Annotated in this window: 10 protein-coding genes; all 10 read left to right on the top strand. The window is 73.0% G+C overall.

The features are described from left to right. The first annotated feature begins 22 nt into the window (after positions 1 to 22). The 10 genes from rpoZ to C3B71_RS07540 all read left to right on the top strand — a co-directional run bounded on the left by rpoZ (position 23) and on the right by C3B71_RS07540 (position 12,542). Positions 23 to 430: a DNA-directed RNA polymerase subunit omega gene (rpoZ, locus tag C3B71_RS07585; RefSeq protein WP_073332023.1), complete on the top strand. Its 408-nt coding sequence runs from the start codon at positions 23 to 25 to the stop codon at positions 428 to 430. A 35-nt stretch (positions 431 to 465) separates the two neighbouring features. Beyond that, positions 466 to 1,818, top strand: coding sequence for a bifunctional phosphopantothenoylcysteine decarboxylase/phosphopantothenate--cysteine ligase CoaBC (gene coaBC / locus C3B71_RS07580; protein ID WP_108967142.1), 1,353 nt, complete (start codon positions 466 to 468; stop codon positions 1,816 to 1,818). A gap of 166 nt (positions 1,819 to 1,984) precedes the next feature. Next, a complete protein-coding gene (locus C3B71_RS07575) occupies positions 1,985 to 3,283 on the top strand; it encodes a class I SAM-dependent methyltransferase (protein WP_108967140.1) in 1,299 nt (432 codons plus the stop codon). A 64-nt stretch (positions 3,284 to 3,347) separates the two neighbouring features. Beyond that, complete coding sequence (metK, locus tag C3B71_RS07570) at positions 3,348 to 4,562, top strand: methionine adenosyltransferase (protein WP_108967138.1); 1,215 nt, start codon at positions 3,348 to 3,350, stop codon at positions 4,560 to 4,562. Positions 4,563 to 4,585: 23 nt separating this feature from the next. Next, complete coding sequence (locus C3B71_RS07565; protein ID WP_159097661.1) at positions 4,586 to 6,664, top strand: primosomal protein N'; 2,079 nt, start codon at positions 4,586 to 4,588, stop codon at positions 6,662 to 6,664. A 10-nt stretch (positions 6,665 to 6,674) separates the two neighbouring features. Then, positions 6,675 to 7,355, top strand: a complete 681-nt coding sequence (locus C3B71_RS07560) for an HAD family hydrolase (RefSeq protein WP_108967137.1) — start codon at positions 6,675 to 6,677, stop codon at positions 7,353 to 7,355. A gap of 4 nt (positions 7,356 to 7,359) precedes the next feature. Beyond that, positions 7,360 to 8,319 (top strand): methionyl-tRNA formyltransferase, encoded by a 960-nt coding sequence (gene fmt, locus C3B71_RS07555; protein WP_108967135.1) that lies wholly within the window; start codon positions 7,360 to 7,362, stop codon positions 8,317 to 8,319. Beyond that, positions 8,316 to 9,740: an RsmB/NOP family class I SAM-dependent RNA methyltransferase gene (locus C3B71_RS07550; protein WP_108967133.1), complete on the top strand. Its 1,425-nt coding sequence runs from the start codon at positions 8,316 to 8,318 to the stop codon at positions 9,738 to 9,740. The genes fmt and C3B71_RS07550 overlap by 4 nt, the downstream gene beginning before the upstream one ends. A gap of 30 nt (positions 9,741 to 9,770) precedes the next feature. Then, complete coding sequence (gene rpe, locus C3B71_RS07545; protein WP_108967130.1) at positions 9,771 to 10,430, top strand: ribulose-phosphate 3-epimerase; 660 nt, start codon at positions 9,771 to 9,773, stop codon at positions 10,428 to 10,430. Positions 10,431 to 10,661: 231 nt separating this feature from the next. Continuing rightward, positions 10,662 to 12,542, top strand: coding sequence for an ATP-binding protein (locus C3B71_RS07540; protein ID WP_108967128.1), 1,881 nt, complete (start codon positions 10,662 to 10,664; stop codon positions 12,540 to 12,542). Position 12,543 lies beyond the last annotated feature (1 nt).

The following is a 12,543-nucleotide window of genomic DNA, read 5'->3' as shown; positions in this document are numbered from 1 at the left end:
GAACACATTGGGAGACAAGCACATGCTCGGAACCTCTGCCGACCCCGAGGGAATCACCAACCCTCCCATTGACGACCTCCTGGAGAAGGTCGACTCCAAGTACGGGCTGGTGGTGGAGGCCGCCAAGCGCGCCCGGCAGATCAACAGCTACAACCAGCAGCTGGAGGACAACCAGTTCGAGTACTTCGGCCCCCTGGTGGAGGCCGACAACGAGGAGAAGGCCCTGAGCATCGCCCTGCGCGAGGTCGCCGAGGACAAGCTCCAGGTCATCTCCGGGGATGAGGCCCGCGCCCGGCGCGCCGAGGCCGAGGCGGCCCGCCGCGCCGCCGAGGAGGACATGTTCTCCGACATCTCGCTGGACGCGCCGATCGACCTGGGCGGCCAGGACGAGCCGGGCACCGCCACCGGCCTGGACGACATCCAGTTCTGACGGCCCCACGGGCCGCGTCACCGATCAGGATTACCGTGAACCCGCAAACCACCCGCGCCCGGGACGCACACGCGCCCCGGGCGCGGCGCATCGTCGTGGGGGTGTCCGGCTCCATCGCCGCCTACAAGGCCCCGTACATCATCCGGCTGCTGCGCGCGGCCGGACACGAGGTACGCACCGTGCCCACGGCGGCCGCGCTGCGCTTCATCGGCGCCCCGGCGCTGGCGGCCGTGACCGGCGCGCCGGTGCAGTCCGGGGTCTTCGACGACGCCGCCGCCGTCGCGCACGTGCAGATGGGGGAGTGGGCCGAACTGGTGCTGGTGGCCCCCGCCTCCGCGGACCTGTTGGCCCGGGCCGCCGCCGGCCGGGCCGACGACCTGCTCACCGCCACCCTGCTGACCACTACCGCGCCGGTGGTGATGGCGCCGGCCATGCACACCCAAATGTGGAACCACCCAGCCACCCGTCGCAACGTGGACACCCTGCGCCGGCGCGGCGTGACCATCATCGACCCGGACGCGGGCCCCCTGACCGGCTCCGGCTACGGGGCCGGACGCCTGCCCGAGCCCGAGCAGATCGTCGCCCGCGCCCTGGCCGCGCTCGATGCCGCCTCCAGGGACACGGCCGCCGCAGCTGCGGGCACCCCGGGTGATCTGGCCGGCCGGCACGTGGTCGTTTCCGCCGGCGGCACCCGCGAGCCCCTGGACCCGGTGCGTTACCTCGGCAACCGCTCCTCGGGTCGGCAGGGTTGTGCCATCGCCACCGCTGCGGCCGCCCGCGGCGCCCGCGTCACCGTCGTGTCGGCGCACGCGGAGCCGGGGGTGCTGGCAGAACTGCCGCCCCAGGTTGACATCGTGCCGGTCACCACCGCCATGGAGCTGCACGATGCGGTGCGCGCCGCCGCCGTGGACGCCGACGCCGTGGTCATGGCTGCCGCCGTCGCCGACTTCCGGCCCGCCAAGGTGGCCGACACCAAGCTCAAGAAGCACTCACTGCGCACCTCCGGCGGCACGGGCGAGCCGGTACGGCAGGCGGCGCCGGTCATCCCCCTGGTGGAGAACCCCGACATCCTGGCCGGCCTGGTCACCGACCCGCCGCGCCAGGACGGCGAACACACCCTGGTGGTGGGCTTCGCCGCCGAGACCGGGGACGCGGATGGTGATGTGCTGGCGCATGGTGCCGCCAAGGCCCGCCGCAAGGGTGCCGACCTGCTGGCCGTGAACGCCGTCGGCACCGACCAGGGCTTCGGCGACGTGCCGAACGCCGTCGTCGTCCTGGACGCGGGCGGCACGGAGGTCGCCCGAGCGCAGGGGACCAAGCAGGAGGTCGCCGAGGCGTTGGTGGAATTGATCGCCGCCCGCCTGAGTGGCCGGCACCCCTCCGTCTGACCATCCCCGCGCCTCGGAGCCGCCGCCGGCGTCTTGTTTCTCACGGCCGTTTCCGCATCCGATCCCGCCCGTGCGCTTCAGGCGCCGGTGACGCGGTCATACGATGAGCGGGCGGGGCACCGCGCGAGGCCCCGCTCTAGCTGCAACGCGCACGGAAGTGACCTGCATGACGAGGAACGGGACGAGCACCCCCACTGTGGCCGACATGGTGAAGGCGGTGACCACGCCCCCGCTGCCCCTGCGGATCACCGCCTACGACGGTTCCGCCGTCGGCCCGCGCGACGCCGGCCTGGAGTTGCATGTCAAGTCGCCGCGCGCCCTGAACTATCTCGCCACCGCCCCCGGGGATCTCGGCCTGGCCCGCGCCTACATAACCGGCGAGCTGATCGCGTCCGGCGTTGAACCGGGTAACCCGTATGCCGCCTTCGACAGCCTGCAGGCGTGCAAGGAGCACCTGCGCCGCCCCACCCCGGCGGGCATGCGCACCATTTCTCGGCTGCTGCGCCACGAGGGACTGCACCGCCCCGAGGTGCCGGAGATCGAGACCCCGCCGGCCTGGCGCCGCGCCCTGGCCGGCGCGCGCCCCCACACCGAGGCGGCGGACAAGGACACGGTCTCCTCCCACTACGACCGGTCCAACCGCTTCTACTCGCTGGTGCTGGGCCCGTCCATGACCTACACCTGCGCCCTGTTCGACTCGCCGGACACATCCCTGGAGGATGCGCAGCGCCGCAAGATCAACCTGGTGCTGGACAAGCTGGACCTGGCCCCCGGGCAGCGGTTGCTTGACATCGGCTGCGGCTGGGGTTCGGTGCTGGTCGCCGCCGCCCGCCGCGGCATCCGTGCCATCGGCGTGACCCTGTCCGAGCCGCAGGCCCGTTGGGCCAACGCCTGGCTCGCCCGCGAGGGCCTGGATGACCTGGCGCAGGCGCGGGTCATGGACTATAGGGAAGTGCCGGAGCACGACTTCGACGGCATCTGCTCGCTGGGCATGATGGAGCACGTCGGCGTGCGCCACTACGACGAGTACTTCCGCACCATGTTCTCCCTGCTGCGCCCCGGCGGACGGCTCCTGAACCACCAGATCACCCGGCGCGACGCCAACCAACGCAACGGCGCCGGCGCCTTCGTCGGCCGCTACATCTTCCCCGACGGCGAACTCGCCGCCCCCGGGGTGGTGATGACCCACCTGCACGACGCCGGCCTGGAGATCGTGCATGCGGAGAACCTGCGCCAGCATTACGCGCTGACTCTGGAGCACTGGTGCCGCAACCTGCAGGCCCACTGGGACGAGGCCGTCGAGTCCGGCGGCTCCCAGACCGCGCTCCTGTGGGGCCTGTACATGGCCGGCGCCCGCTGGAACTTTGAGCGCAACAACATTCAGATCCACCAGTTCCTGGCCGTCCGCCCCGGTGAGGACACCGGCGGCCACTGGTATCCTCTGCGTCCCTGGTGGGACGCCTGAGACGCGCAACCACTCGACTCACCCACGCCCCCGCACCCACCGACCAATAAGGACCACAACACATATGGCACGTAAGGCAACGAACTCCCTGCGGCAGTTCACCTCCGAGTCCGTCACCGAGGGACACCCGGACAAGATCTGCGACCGCGTCTCCGACGCGATCCTGGACGCGATCCTCACCCAGGACCCGGCCGCGCACGTCGCGGTGGAGACCATGGTGACCACCGGCCTGGTGCATGTGGCCGGTGAGGTGACCACCAGCGCCTATGTGGAGATTCCAGACATCGTGCGCAGTGAGATCGTCTCCATCGGCTACACGTCCTCCGAGGTGTGCTTCGACGGTGCGTCCTGCGGGGTGTCGGTGTCGATCGGCCAGCAGTCTCCGGACATCGCCGCCGGCGTGGACAAGGCCCTGCAGGTGCGCGAGGACGCCGGGGACCTAGACCCGCTGGACTTCCAGGGGGCCGGCGACCAGGGCCTCATGTTCGGCTATGCCTGCACGGACACGGCCGAACTGATGCCGCTGCCCATCCACCTGGCCCACCGCCTGGCCGAGCGCCTGGCCTACGTGCGCAAGCAGGGCATCGTGGACGGCCTGCGCCCCGACGGCAAGACGCAGGTCACCATCGGCTACGACGGCGACACCCCGGTGTCGCTGGACGGGGTGGTGATCTCCACCCAGCACGATCCCGACCGCACCCGCCCGTCCCTTACCGACGCCATCACCCGCGAGGTGATCCGCCCGGTGCTGGAGGCGGAGGAGGCCAATGGCCTGAAGCTCGCCACCGCCGACGCCGACATCCTGGTCAACCCCTCCGGCCAGTTCGTCATCGGCGGCCCCGCCGGGGACGCCGGCCTGACGGGCCGCAAGATCATCGTGGACACCTACGGTGGCATGGCACGGCACGGGGGCGGCGCCTTCTCCGGTAAGGACCCCTCCAAGGTGGACCGGTCGGGCACCTACGCCATGCGCTGGGTGGCCAAGAACGTGGTCGCCGCCGGGTTGGCCGAGCGCTGCGAGGTGCAGATCGCCTACGCCATCGGCTCCGCCCACCCGGTCGGGCTGTACGTGGAGACCTTCGGCACCGAGACCGTGCCCGTAGGCAAGATCACCGCCGCCATCAAGCAGGTGTTCGACCTGCGTCCGGCCGCGATCGTGCGCGACCTGGACCTGCTGCGTCCGATCTACCGCGCCACCAGCGCCTACGGCCACTTCGGGCGGCCAGGCTTCACCTGGGAGAACACCGACCGGGCCGACGCGCTGCGCGCGGCCTGCTGACGGCGCGGGTCGGGGAGGAGGCCATGGGCGACGCCGTCACCGCGGGCGCGCCCGCACAGGGCGTGCTCCTGGACGCCCCCGCCACCGCCACCCGGCGGGTCGCCGGTGCCGGCGTGTCCCAGCCGGTCGCACGCGTCCTGCTGGAGACCGCGGTGCCCCACCTGGACCGCCTGTTCGACTACCTGGTTCCCCCCGAACTGGATGTGGCCGCCGCCGTCGGGACTCGCGTGGTGGTCCGCTTCGGGCGCCAGGACCTGCACGGCTGGGTCTGGGAGCGCGGTGACACCACCACCCACCCCGGCCGGCTGGCCCCAATCCGCCGCGTGGTCTCCGACCTGCCGGTGCTCAACCCCGAGACCATGCGCCTGGTCGAGGCGGTGGCCGCCCGCACCGCCGGGGTGCGTTCCGACGTGATCCGGCTGGCCGTGCCCGCCCGGCACGCCACCACCGAGCGGGACGAACGCGATCGCCCCGCACCGGCCGCCCCCCACTGGTCGCCGCCCCCGGCGGACACCTGGGCGGCCTACGCCGGCGGGCCCGCATTCCTCCAGCGCCTAGCCGCCGGTCAGGCCCCCCGGGCCGTGTGGACAGCCCTGCCGGGGCGTCCCGGGCTGGTGGCCACCTGGACCCGACTGGTGGCCGACGCCGCTCGCGCCACCCTCGCCGGAGGCCGCGGCGTACTGGTGATCGTCGCCACCACCGAACGGGCCGAGGCGGTGGCCGCCGCACTCACCGACGCCCTGGATGGGGAGGCCGTAGTCACCCTGTCCGCCGAGCACGGGCCCGCCCGCCGCTACCGGGCATTCCTGCGGGCCTTGACCGGCCGTGCCCGGGTGGTGGTGGGCACGCGCGGCGCCGCCTTCGCCCCGGTGCACAATCCCGGCCTGGCCGTCATCTGGGACGACGGCGACGACCGGCTCGATGAGCCGCGCGCCCCCTACATTCACGCCCGCACGGTGCTGGCCCTGCGCTCGGGCCTGTCCGGCGCGGGCCTGCTGATCGCCGGCTACTCCCGCTCGGTGGAGGCCCAGGCCTACATCGAGCAGGGTTGGGCCACCGACCTGCACGCGCACCGGGAGACCATGCGCGCCGCCGTCGCCCGCGTGCAGGTGCCCGGCGCTCCCGAACTGGAGGCGGAGGGGCCCTCCGGCGCCGCCCGCATCCCCTCACTCGCGCACCGCGCGCTGCGCGAGGCACTGCGACGCGGCCCCGCCCTGGTGCAGGTGCCGCGCGGCGGATACGCCCCTCTGGTGGCGTGTGCCCGCTGCCGCAGCGTGGCCCGCTGCCCGGTGTGCTCCGGCCCCCTGGCCCTGGGCCGCGACGGCACCGTCACCTGCCGCTGGTGCGGGCGGAACACCGCCAACTGGACCTGCCCGGAGTGCGGCCACACCCGCCTGCGCATGGTGCATGTGGGCACCACCCGCACCGCCGAGGAACTGGGGCGCGCCTTCCCGGGCGTCCCCGTGGTCACCTCAGGGGCGCGGGAGGACCACGGCGTGATCGCCGGCGTCGATGCCCGCCCGCGCCTGGTGATCGCCACCCCGGGCGCGGAGCCGGTGGCCGACGGCGGCTACTGGGCGGTGCTGCTGCTGGACGGGGCCGCCCTGTCTTCCCGCCCCGATCTCGGTGCCGCCAGCGAGGCCATGCGCCAGTGGACCAACGCGGCCGTACTCGCCCACCCCGACGCCGCCGTCGTGCTGCTGGGCCGCCCGCACCCGGTGGCCGCGCAGGCCCTGGTGCGCTGGGACCACGCGGGATTCGCCCGCCGCGAGCTGGCCGAACGCGCCCAGCTGCACCTGCCGCCCGCCTGGCGGGCGGCCCGCCTCGACGGTCCGCGTACACGCCTGGAGGACCTGTTCGAGCAGGCCCGTGCCGCCGGCTTCGAGGCCCTCGGCCCCGTCGCCGCCCCCCAGCACGGCGGCCCCACCGACTCCGGCGCGGCCACGCCCGGCGCCCAGCCGCCGAACATGCGGGGACTGATCCGCGCCCCCCTGGCGCGGGGCCGCGAACTGGCCGCCTTCCTGCAGCTGCAGATGCGCGAGGCCTCCGTGCACCGGGAGGAGCCGGTGCGCGTCGAACTCGACCCGACCGTCCTGTGGTAGGCAGGAGACCATGAGCAGCGCAGCCCCCGCCCCCAACCGCGAGCCCGAACGCGTCCCGGAGGCCGACGGCATCGACGCCGTCGTCTTCGACTACGGCAACGTGATCTACGCCTGGGAGGCCGTCGGCGCGGTCGCCGGGCGGGTGCGGCTGGAGGACTGGCAGGAGTTCGTGGAGGCGGGGGAGTTCCACCGCTGGAACGCCATGCTGGACGCCGGCGTGCCCCTGGAACAGATCCTCGCCGCCCTGGCTGCCGCCCACCCGGACCGCCCCGACTGGACACGCATCCTGCGCACCTACTGGGACCACTTCATCGACACCAAGACCGGCCCCATTCCCGGCACGGCCCGGGTCATCGAGGCGCTCGCCGATGCCGGCGTGCCCCTGTACGCCCTAACCAATTTCAACGACGTCCTGTTCGCCACCACCCGGCAACTCTCCCCGCTGCTGGATCGCTTCAGCGGCATCGTGGTCTCCGGCGAGGAGCACCTGGTCAAGCCCGATCCCGACATCTACCGGCTGCTGCTGGACCGCTACCGGCTGAATGCCCCCCGCACCCTGTTCGTCGACGACTCCGCGGTCAATGTGGAGGCGGCCCGGAGGGCGGGTATGCAGGCCCATCACTTCACGGGGGCGGCGAGACTGCGCGCCGTACTGATCGAGGCCGGCCTGCTGCCCGCACCCTTAGACTGACGCCATGCGTGTGCTCTTCGCCGGAACTCCCGACACGGCCCTACCCGCGCTGCAGGCGTTCATCGCCTCCCCGGCGCACCAGGTTGTGGGTGTGCTCACCCGCGCCGATGCCCGCCGCGGCCGGGGCCGCACCCTGCACCCGTCACCGGTGGCGGCCGTCGCCCGTGCGGCCGGGCTCGACGTGCGCACCCCCGTCACTCTGCGCGATCCCGAGGTCCAGGCCTGGGTGCGCGAGCTGCGGGCGGACGTCGCCGTCGTGGTCGCCTATGGGCGCCTGGTTCCCGCCGCTCTGCTGGACGTGCCCGCGCACGGCTGGGTCAACCTCCACTTCTCCCTGCTGCCCGCCTGGCGCGGCGCCGCACCGGTGCAGCGGGCCATCATCGCGGGCGACGCGGTCACCGGCGCCAGCGTGTTCCGACTGGAGGAGGGGCTGGACACCGGCCCCGTCTACGCCCGCATCACCGAGCCCATCCGCCCCGAGGACACCTCCGGCGACCTGCTCGCCCGCCTGGCCGACGCCGGAGCCCCCTTGCTGCTGGACGTGCTGGCGGGGCTCGAGGCCGGAACCCTCACCCCCACGCCGCAGGATGATGCCGCGGCCACGCACGCCCCCGTCCTGAGTCCCGCAGACGGGCGCGTGGACTGGGAGGCGGATGCCACGGCCATTGATCGGCGTATCCGGGGCGTCACCCCCGCTCCCGGCGCCTACACCACCTACGCCGGCGCCCGGCTGCGCCTGGGACCGGTCACTCCCATCTCGGAGGACACCGGGCTGACTCCCGGCGCGCTGCACGTAACCAAGCACGAGGTGCGCGTCGGCACCGGGGCCGGATCCGTGCGGCTGGGACGGGTGGCCCCCGCCGGCAAGAACTGGATGGATGCGGACGCCTGGGCGCGCGGCGCCCGCCCCGCCGCCGATACCGTGCTAGGACGCACTCAACCGCAGGAGGACACCACCGCATGAGGCCAGACACCGAGCCCGACGCCGCCCGCCTGGCGGCCCTGCACGCGCTGACCAAGGTGCGTGAGGACGATGCCTACGCCAACCTGGTTCTGCCCGAACTGCTAGACCAGGCCCGCCTGGACCGTCGCGATGCCGGCTTCGCCACCGCCCTGACCTACGGGACGCTGCGCCTGCAGGGCCGCTATGACGCGATCATCGCCGCCTGCGTCGACCGTCCCTTGGACCAGGTCGACGCGGTGGTGCTGGATGTGCTGCGCCTGGGTGCGCACCAGTTGCTGGGCATGCGCGTGCCCACACACGCAGCCGTGTCCACCACCGTGGACCTGGCCGCCTACAGTGCCGGTCGCGGCGCCTCCGGCTTCGTCAACGCGGTGATGCGCCGCATCAGCGAGCACGACCTGGCCGATTGGCTGGACCGCCTGCGCACGGACGCCCCCGACGCCACCACCGCCCTGGCGCGCACGCTGTCCCACCCCACCTGGGTGGTCAAGGCCATGCGGCAGGCGCTGAAGGTCAATGCCCGGCCCGACGTCGACGCGGAGCTGGCGGCCCTGCTGGAGGCCGACAACACCGACCCGCGCGTCACCCTGTGCGCCCGCCCCGGCCTGATCTCGGTGGATGAATTGGCCGAGCAGGTGCGCGACGCCACCGGCGAGGAGCCCCGGCCCGGCCGTTTGAGCCCCAATGCGCTGGTCATGTCCGGCGGCGACCCCGGCCGCATCGAGGCGATACGGGACTCCCGCGCGGGTGTGGAGGACGAGGCCAGCCAGCTGGTCGCGCTCATGGTCGCCGCCGCGCCGCTGGAGGGGCGTGATGAGCGGTGGCTCGACCTGTGCGCCGGTCCCGGCGGCAAGGCCGCCCTCCTGGGTGCGCTCGCCGCCTCCCGTGGCGCCACGCTGGTGGCCAACGAGGTCACCGCCCACCGTGCGCGCCTGGTGCAGGGCGCCGTGCGGGCTCTGCCCCCCGACGTGGTCACGGTGCGCACCGACGACGGCCGCAACGTGGGTCGGCAGGAGCCGGGCGCCTACGACCGCATCCTGGTGGACGCCCCCTGCTCCGGGCTGGGCTCGCTGCGGCGCCGCCCCGAGGCCCGTTGGCGCCGCACCCCGCAGGACGTGGCGGCCCTGGCCGAGCTGCAGCGCGAACTGCTGGCCTCCGCCGTGGCGGCGGTGCGTCCCGGTGGCGTGGTCGCCTACGTCACCTGCACGCCGCACGTGCTCGAAACCAGTCTGGTGGTGCGCGACGTGACCCGGCAGGCGGCCCGCGACGGCATCAAGCTGGAACCGCTGCACGCCGGGCGGATCGCCGCCGAGCTGGCCCCGACCCCGCCCGCCGGCGCCGACCGGGAGCAGTTGCAGACCTGGCCGCATCTGGACGATTCCGACGCCATGTTCTGCACCCTGCTGCGGCGCAGCGCGTAAGCAAAGATCCCCCCAGTGAAGGAGTCCGTCATGCCCGCCATTCACCCGTCCATCCTCAATGCCGACCAGGCCCACCTCGCCGCCGAGCTGGACCGGGTGCGCACGGCGGATGGCCTACATGTGGACATCATGGACAACCACTTCGTGCCCAACCAGTTCGGCGGTCCCAGCCTGGTGGAGACGGTCCTGGCGCACAGCGAATTGCCGGTGGACGCCCACCTGATGATCGAGAACGCCGACCGCTGGGCACCGGTGTACGCCGAGGCCGGCTGTGCGATCGTCACCAGTCACCTGGAGGCGACGGCCGCCCCCTTCCGCCTGGCCGCGCAGTTGCACCGCCAGGGGGTGGGGGTGGGGCTCGCCCTGCGCCCGGCCACGCCCCTTGCCGCGGTGGAGTCGCTGCTGGGGGAGCTTGATCTGCTGTTGCTGATGACCGTGGAGCCCGGCTTCGGCGGGCAGTCCTTCCTCGAGCCCATGCTGGACAAGATCGCGGCCGCCCGACGCCTGGTGGGGCGGCACGGCCAGCAGCTGCGCATCCAGATCGATGGGGGAGTAACGGAGCAGACCATCGTGCGCGCCGCCGAGGCCGGGGCGGATGTGTTCGTTGCCGGTTCCGCCGTGTATCGGGCCGACGACGCCGCCGCGGCCATCGCCGCCCTGCGTGAGCAGGCGGCCGCCCACAGCTACTGAGTCCACCCCGACACCCCTGAGGTGAATTCAAGGTAACGGACCGGATTTGTGGTGATTCCACAATAGGCCCACAAAGGTCAACGGTCCTATCGTTGCGTTGCGGCGGGAATCGCATGCCACCCCCAAGCGGGGCAGCCGAAAAGGCTTGTAGACAACCGCGATTCCGTGCCTGCCCGTTACCAGAACCGCGCGGGTCCGCCCACATCGACCAGTCACCCCAGGAGCCGCTCAGTGAGCGTTGACGCGAGCTACAACCACACCCTCAGCCGCATTCTCATCGCCAACCGTGGCGAGATCGCCCTGCGCGTAGCCCGCACCGTGCGCGACCTCGGCGCCACCTCGATCCTGCCGTACACGCCCGAGGACCTGATGAGCCCGGCCGCCGAACTGGTCGACGAGGCCTACGCCCTGCCGGAGGGATCCGGCTACACGGACGCCGACGCCATCATCGAACTGGCCCGCCGCACCGGCGCCGATGCCATCCACCCCGGCTACGGATTCCTGTCCGAGGACGCCGACTTCGCCCAGGCGGTCAGCGACGCCGGTATCACCTGGGTGGGCCCCGCACCGGTGGCCATGCGCACCCTGGGGGACAAGCTCAGCGCGCGCCGGGCCGCCGAGCAGGCGGGCGTCGCCCCCGTGCCCGGGATCACCGGCGGCGTCGACGGCCCCGAAGCGGTCATCGCCTTCGCCGCCACCCACGGCTACCCGGTTGCGCTCAAGCGCACCGACGGCGGCGGCGGCCGCGGCATCACCGTGCTCACCTCCGACGCCGAGGCCAGCAGCACTCCGGCCTTCGACTCCGCCGCCGGAGTCGGCACCCTCATCCTGGAGAAGTTCGTCACCGCCGCCCGCCACGTGGAGACCCAGTGCGCCCGCGACGTCCACGGCGATTTCGCCGTCGTGTCCACCCGCGACTGCACCCTGCAGCGCCGCAACCAGAAGCTGCTGGAGGAGGCCCCCGCCCCGTTCCTTCCCGCCGGCGTGGCCGAGCGGCTGGTCGAGGCCTCCCACCGGCTGCTGGACGCCGTCGACTACGTGGGTGTGGCCACCTGCGAGTTCCTACTCGCCCCCACCGGCGAGTTGTGGTTCCTGGAGGTCAACCCGCGCCTGCAGGTCGAGCACTGCGTATCGGAGGAGGTCACCGGCATCGACTTGGTGGAAATGCAGTTGCGCATTGCCGCCGGCGGCCCGCTGGGCGACGTGCCCGCCCCGCGCGGTCATTCCCTGGAGCTGCGCATCACCTGCGAGGACCCCGCCCAGGGGCTGACCCCGTCCACCGGCACCATCACCCGGCTGCGCTGGCCCGCCGGCCCCGGCATCCGCATCGAGTCCGGCGTGGTCGCCGGCGACACCGTCACCCCCACCTTCGATCCCATGCTCGCCAAGATCGTGGTCACCGGCGCCGACCGGGAGCAGGCGATCCGCCGGGCGCGGCGCGCCCTGAAGGAGACGATCGTGGAGGGCGTGACCGTGTGCGCCTCGCTGCACGCCCACGTGCTCGGCCGCGAGGAGTTCACCCGTCCGGATGCCGACGGCGGCCTGGGCGTCACCACCCGTTGGATCGAGGACGCCGTCCTGCCAGCCCTGGCGCCCAGCGCAGCCGGTGACGGGACCGCCGCACCGACTGCCGCCAGCCCCGAGCCGGCGCCCGACGACCACCGCACCCGCTCCACCTACGTCATTGAAATCAACGGGCACCGCCTGCAGGTCACCGTCCCCGACGGGATCCTCGGCGCCCATGCCCGGCGCCTCAGCGGCGGTTACCACGGCGGCGGCGACCGCGCCCAGCAGCCACTGCGTGGCCGCGGGGGCGCCAACGGGCGCGGGCGCGCCACCACCGAGCCGGGCACGCGCAGCAGCGACCCGAACGCCATCGCCGCCCCCATGCAGGCGATCGTCACCCGCATTTGCGTCTCCCCGGGCCAGCGGGTGCGCGAGGGCGACCTGCTGGTGGTGCTGGAGTCCATGAAGATGGAGAACTACGTGCACGCGCCCGCGGACGCCACCGTCGCGGACATCCCGGTCAGTGCCGGCCGCACCGTAGCCGCCGGCGAGGTCCTGGTGCGCATGCGCGCCGGCGACGCCGTCAACGCCCCACAGGAGGCCTGAA

It is taken from the genome of Actinomyces sp. Z16 (genome assembly GCF_003111765.1).
GTDB classification, from domain to species: Bacteria; Actinomycetota; Actinomycetes; order Actinomycetales; family Actinomycetaceae; genus Actinomyces; species Actinomyces glycerinitolerans.
The sequence above is the reverse complement of the archived record's forward strand: the minus strand, read 5'-3'. Positions and strand labels throughout refer to the sequence as shown.

Bases quoted from the DNA above. Each gene is read 5' to 3' on its own strand.
- C3B71_RS07565 (WP_159097661.1), top strand. From the start codon at position 4,586: ATGGGCGACGCCGTCACCGCGGGCGCGCCCGCACAGGGCGTGCTCCTG.
- fmt (WP_108967135.1), top strand. From the start codon at position 7,360: ATGCGTGTGCTCTTCGCCGGAACTCCCGACACGGCCCTACCCGCGCTG.
- C3B71_RS07560 (WP_108967137.1), top strand. From the start codon at position 6,675: ATGAGCAGCGCAGCCCCCGCCCCCAACCGCGAGCCCGAACGCGTCCCG.
- metK (WP_108967138.1), top strand. From the start codon at position 3,348: ATGGCACGTAAGGCAACGAACTCCCTGCGGCAGTTCACCTCCGAGTCC.
- C3B71_RS07575 (WP_108967140.1), top strand. From the start codon at position 1,985: ATGACGAGGAACGGGACGAGCACCCCCACTGTGGCCGACATGGTGAAG.
- rpoZ (WP_073332023.1), top strand. From the start codon at position 23: ATGCTCGGAACCTCTGCCGACCCCGAGGGAATCACCAACCCTCCCATT.
- C3B71_RS07550 (WP_108967133.1), top strand. From the start codon at position 8,316: ATGAGGCCAGACACCGAGCCCGACGCCGCCCGCCTGGCGGCCCTGCAC.
- rpe (WP_108967130.1), top strand. From the start codon at position 9,771: ATGCCCGCCATTCACCCGTCCATCCTCAATGCCGACCAGGCCCACCTC.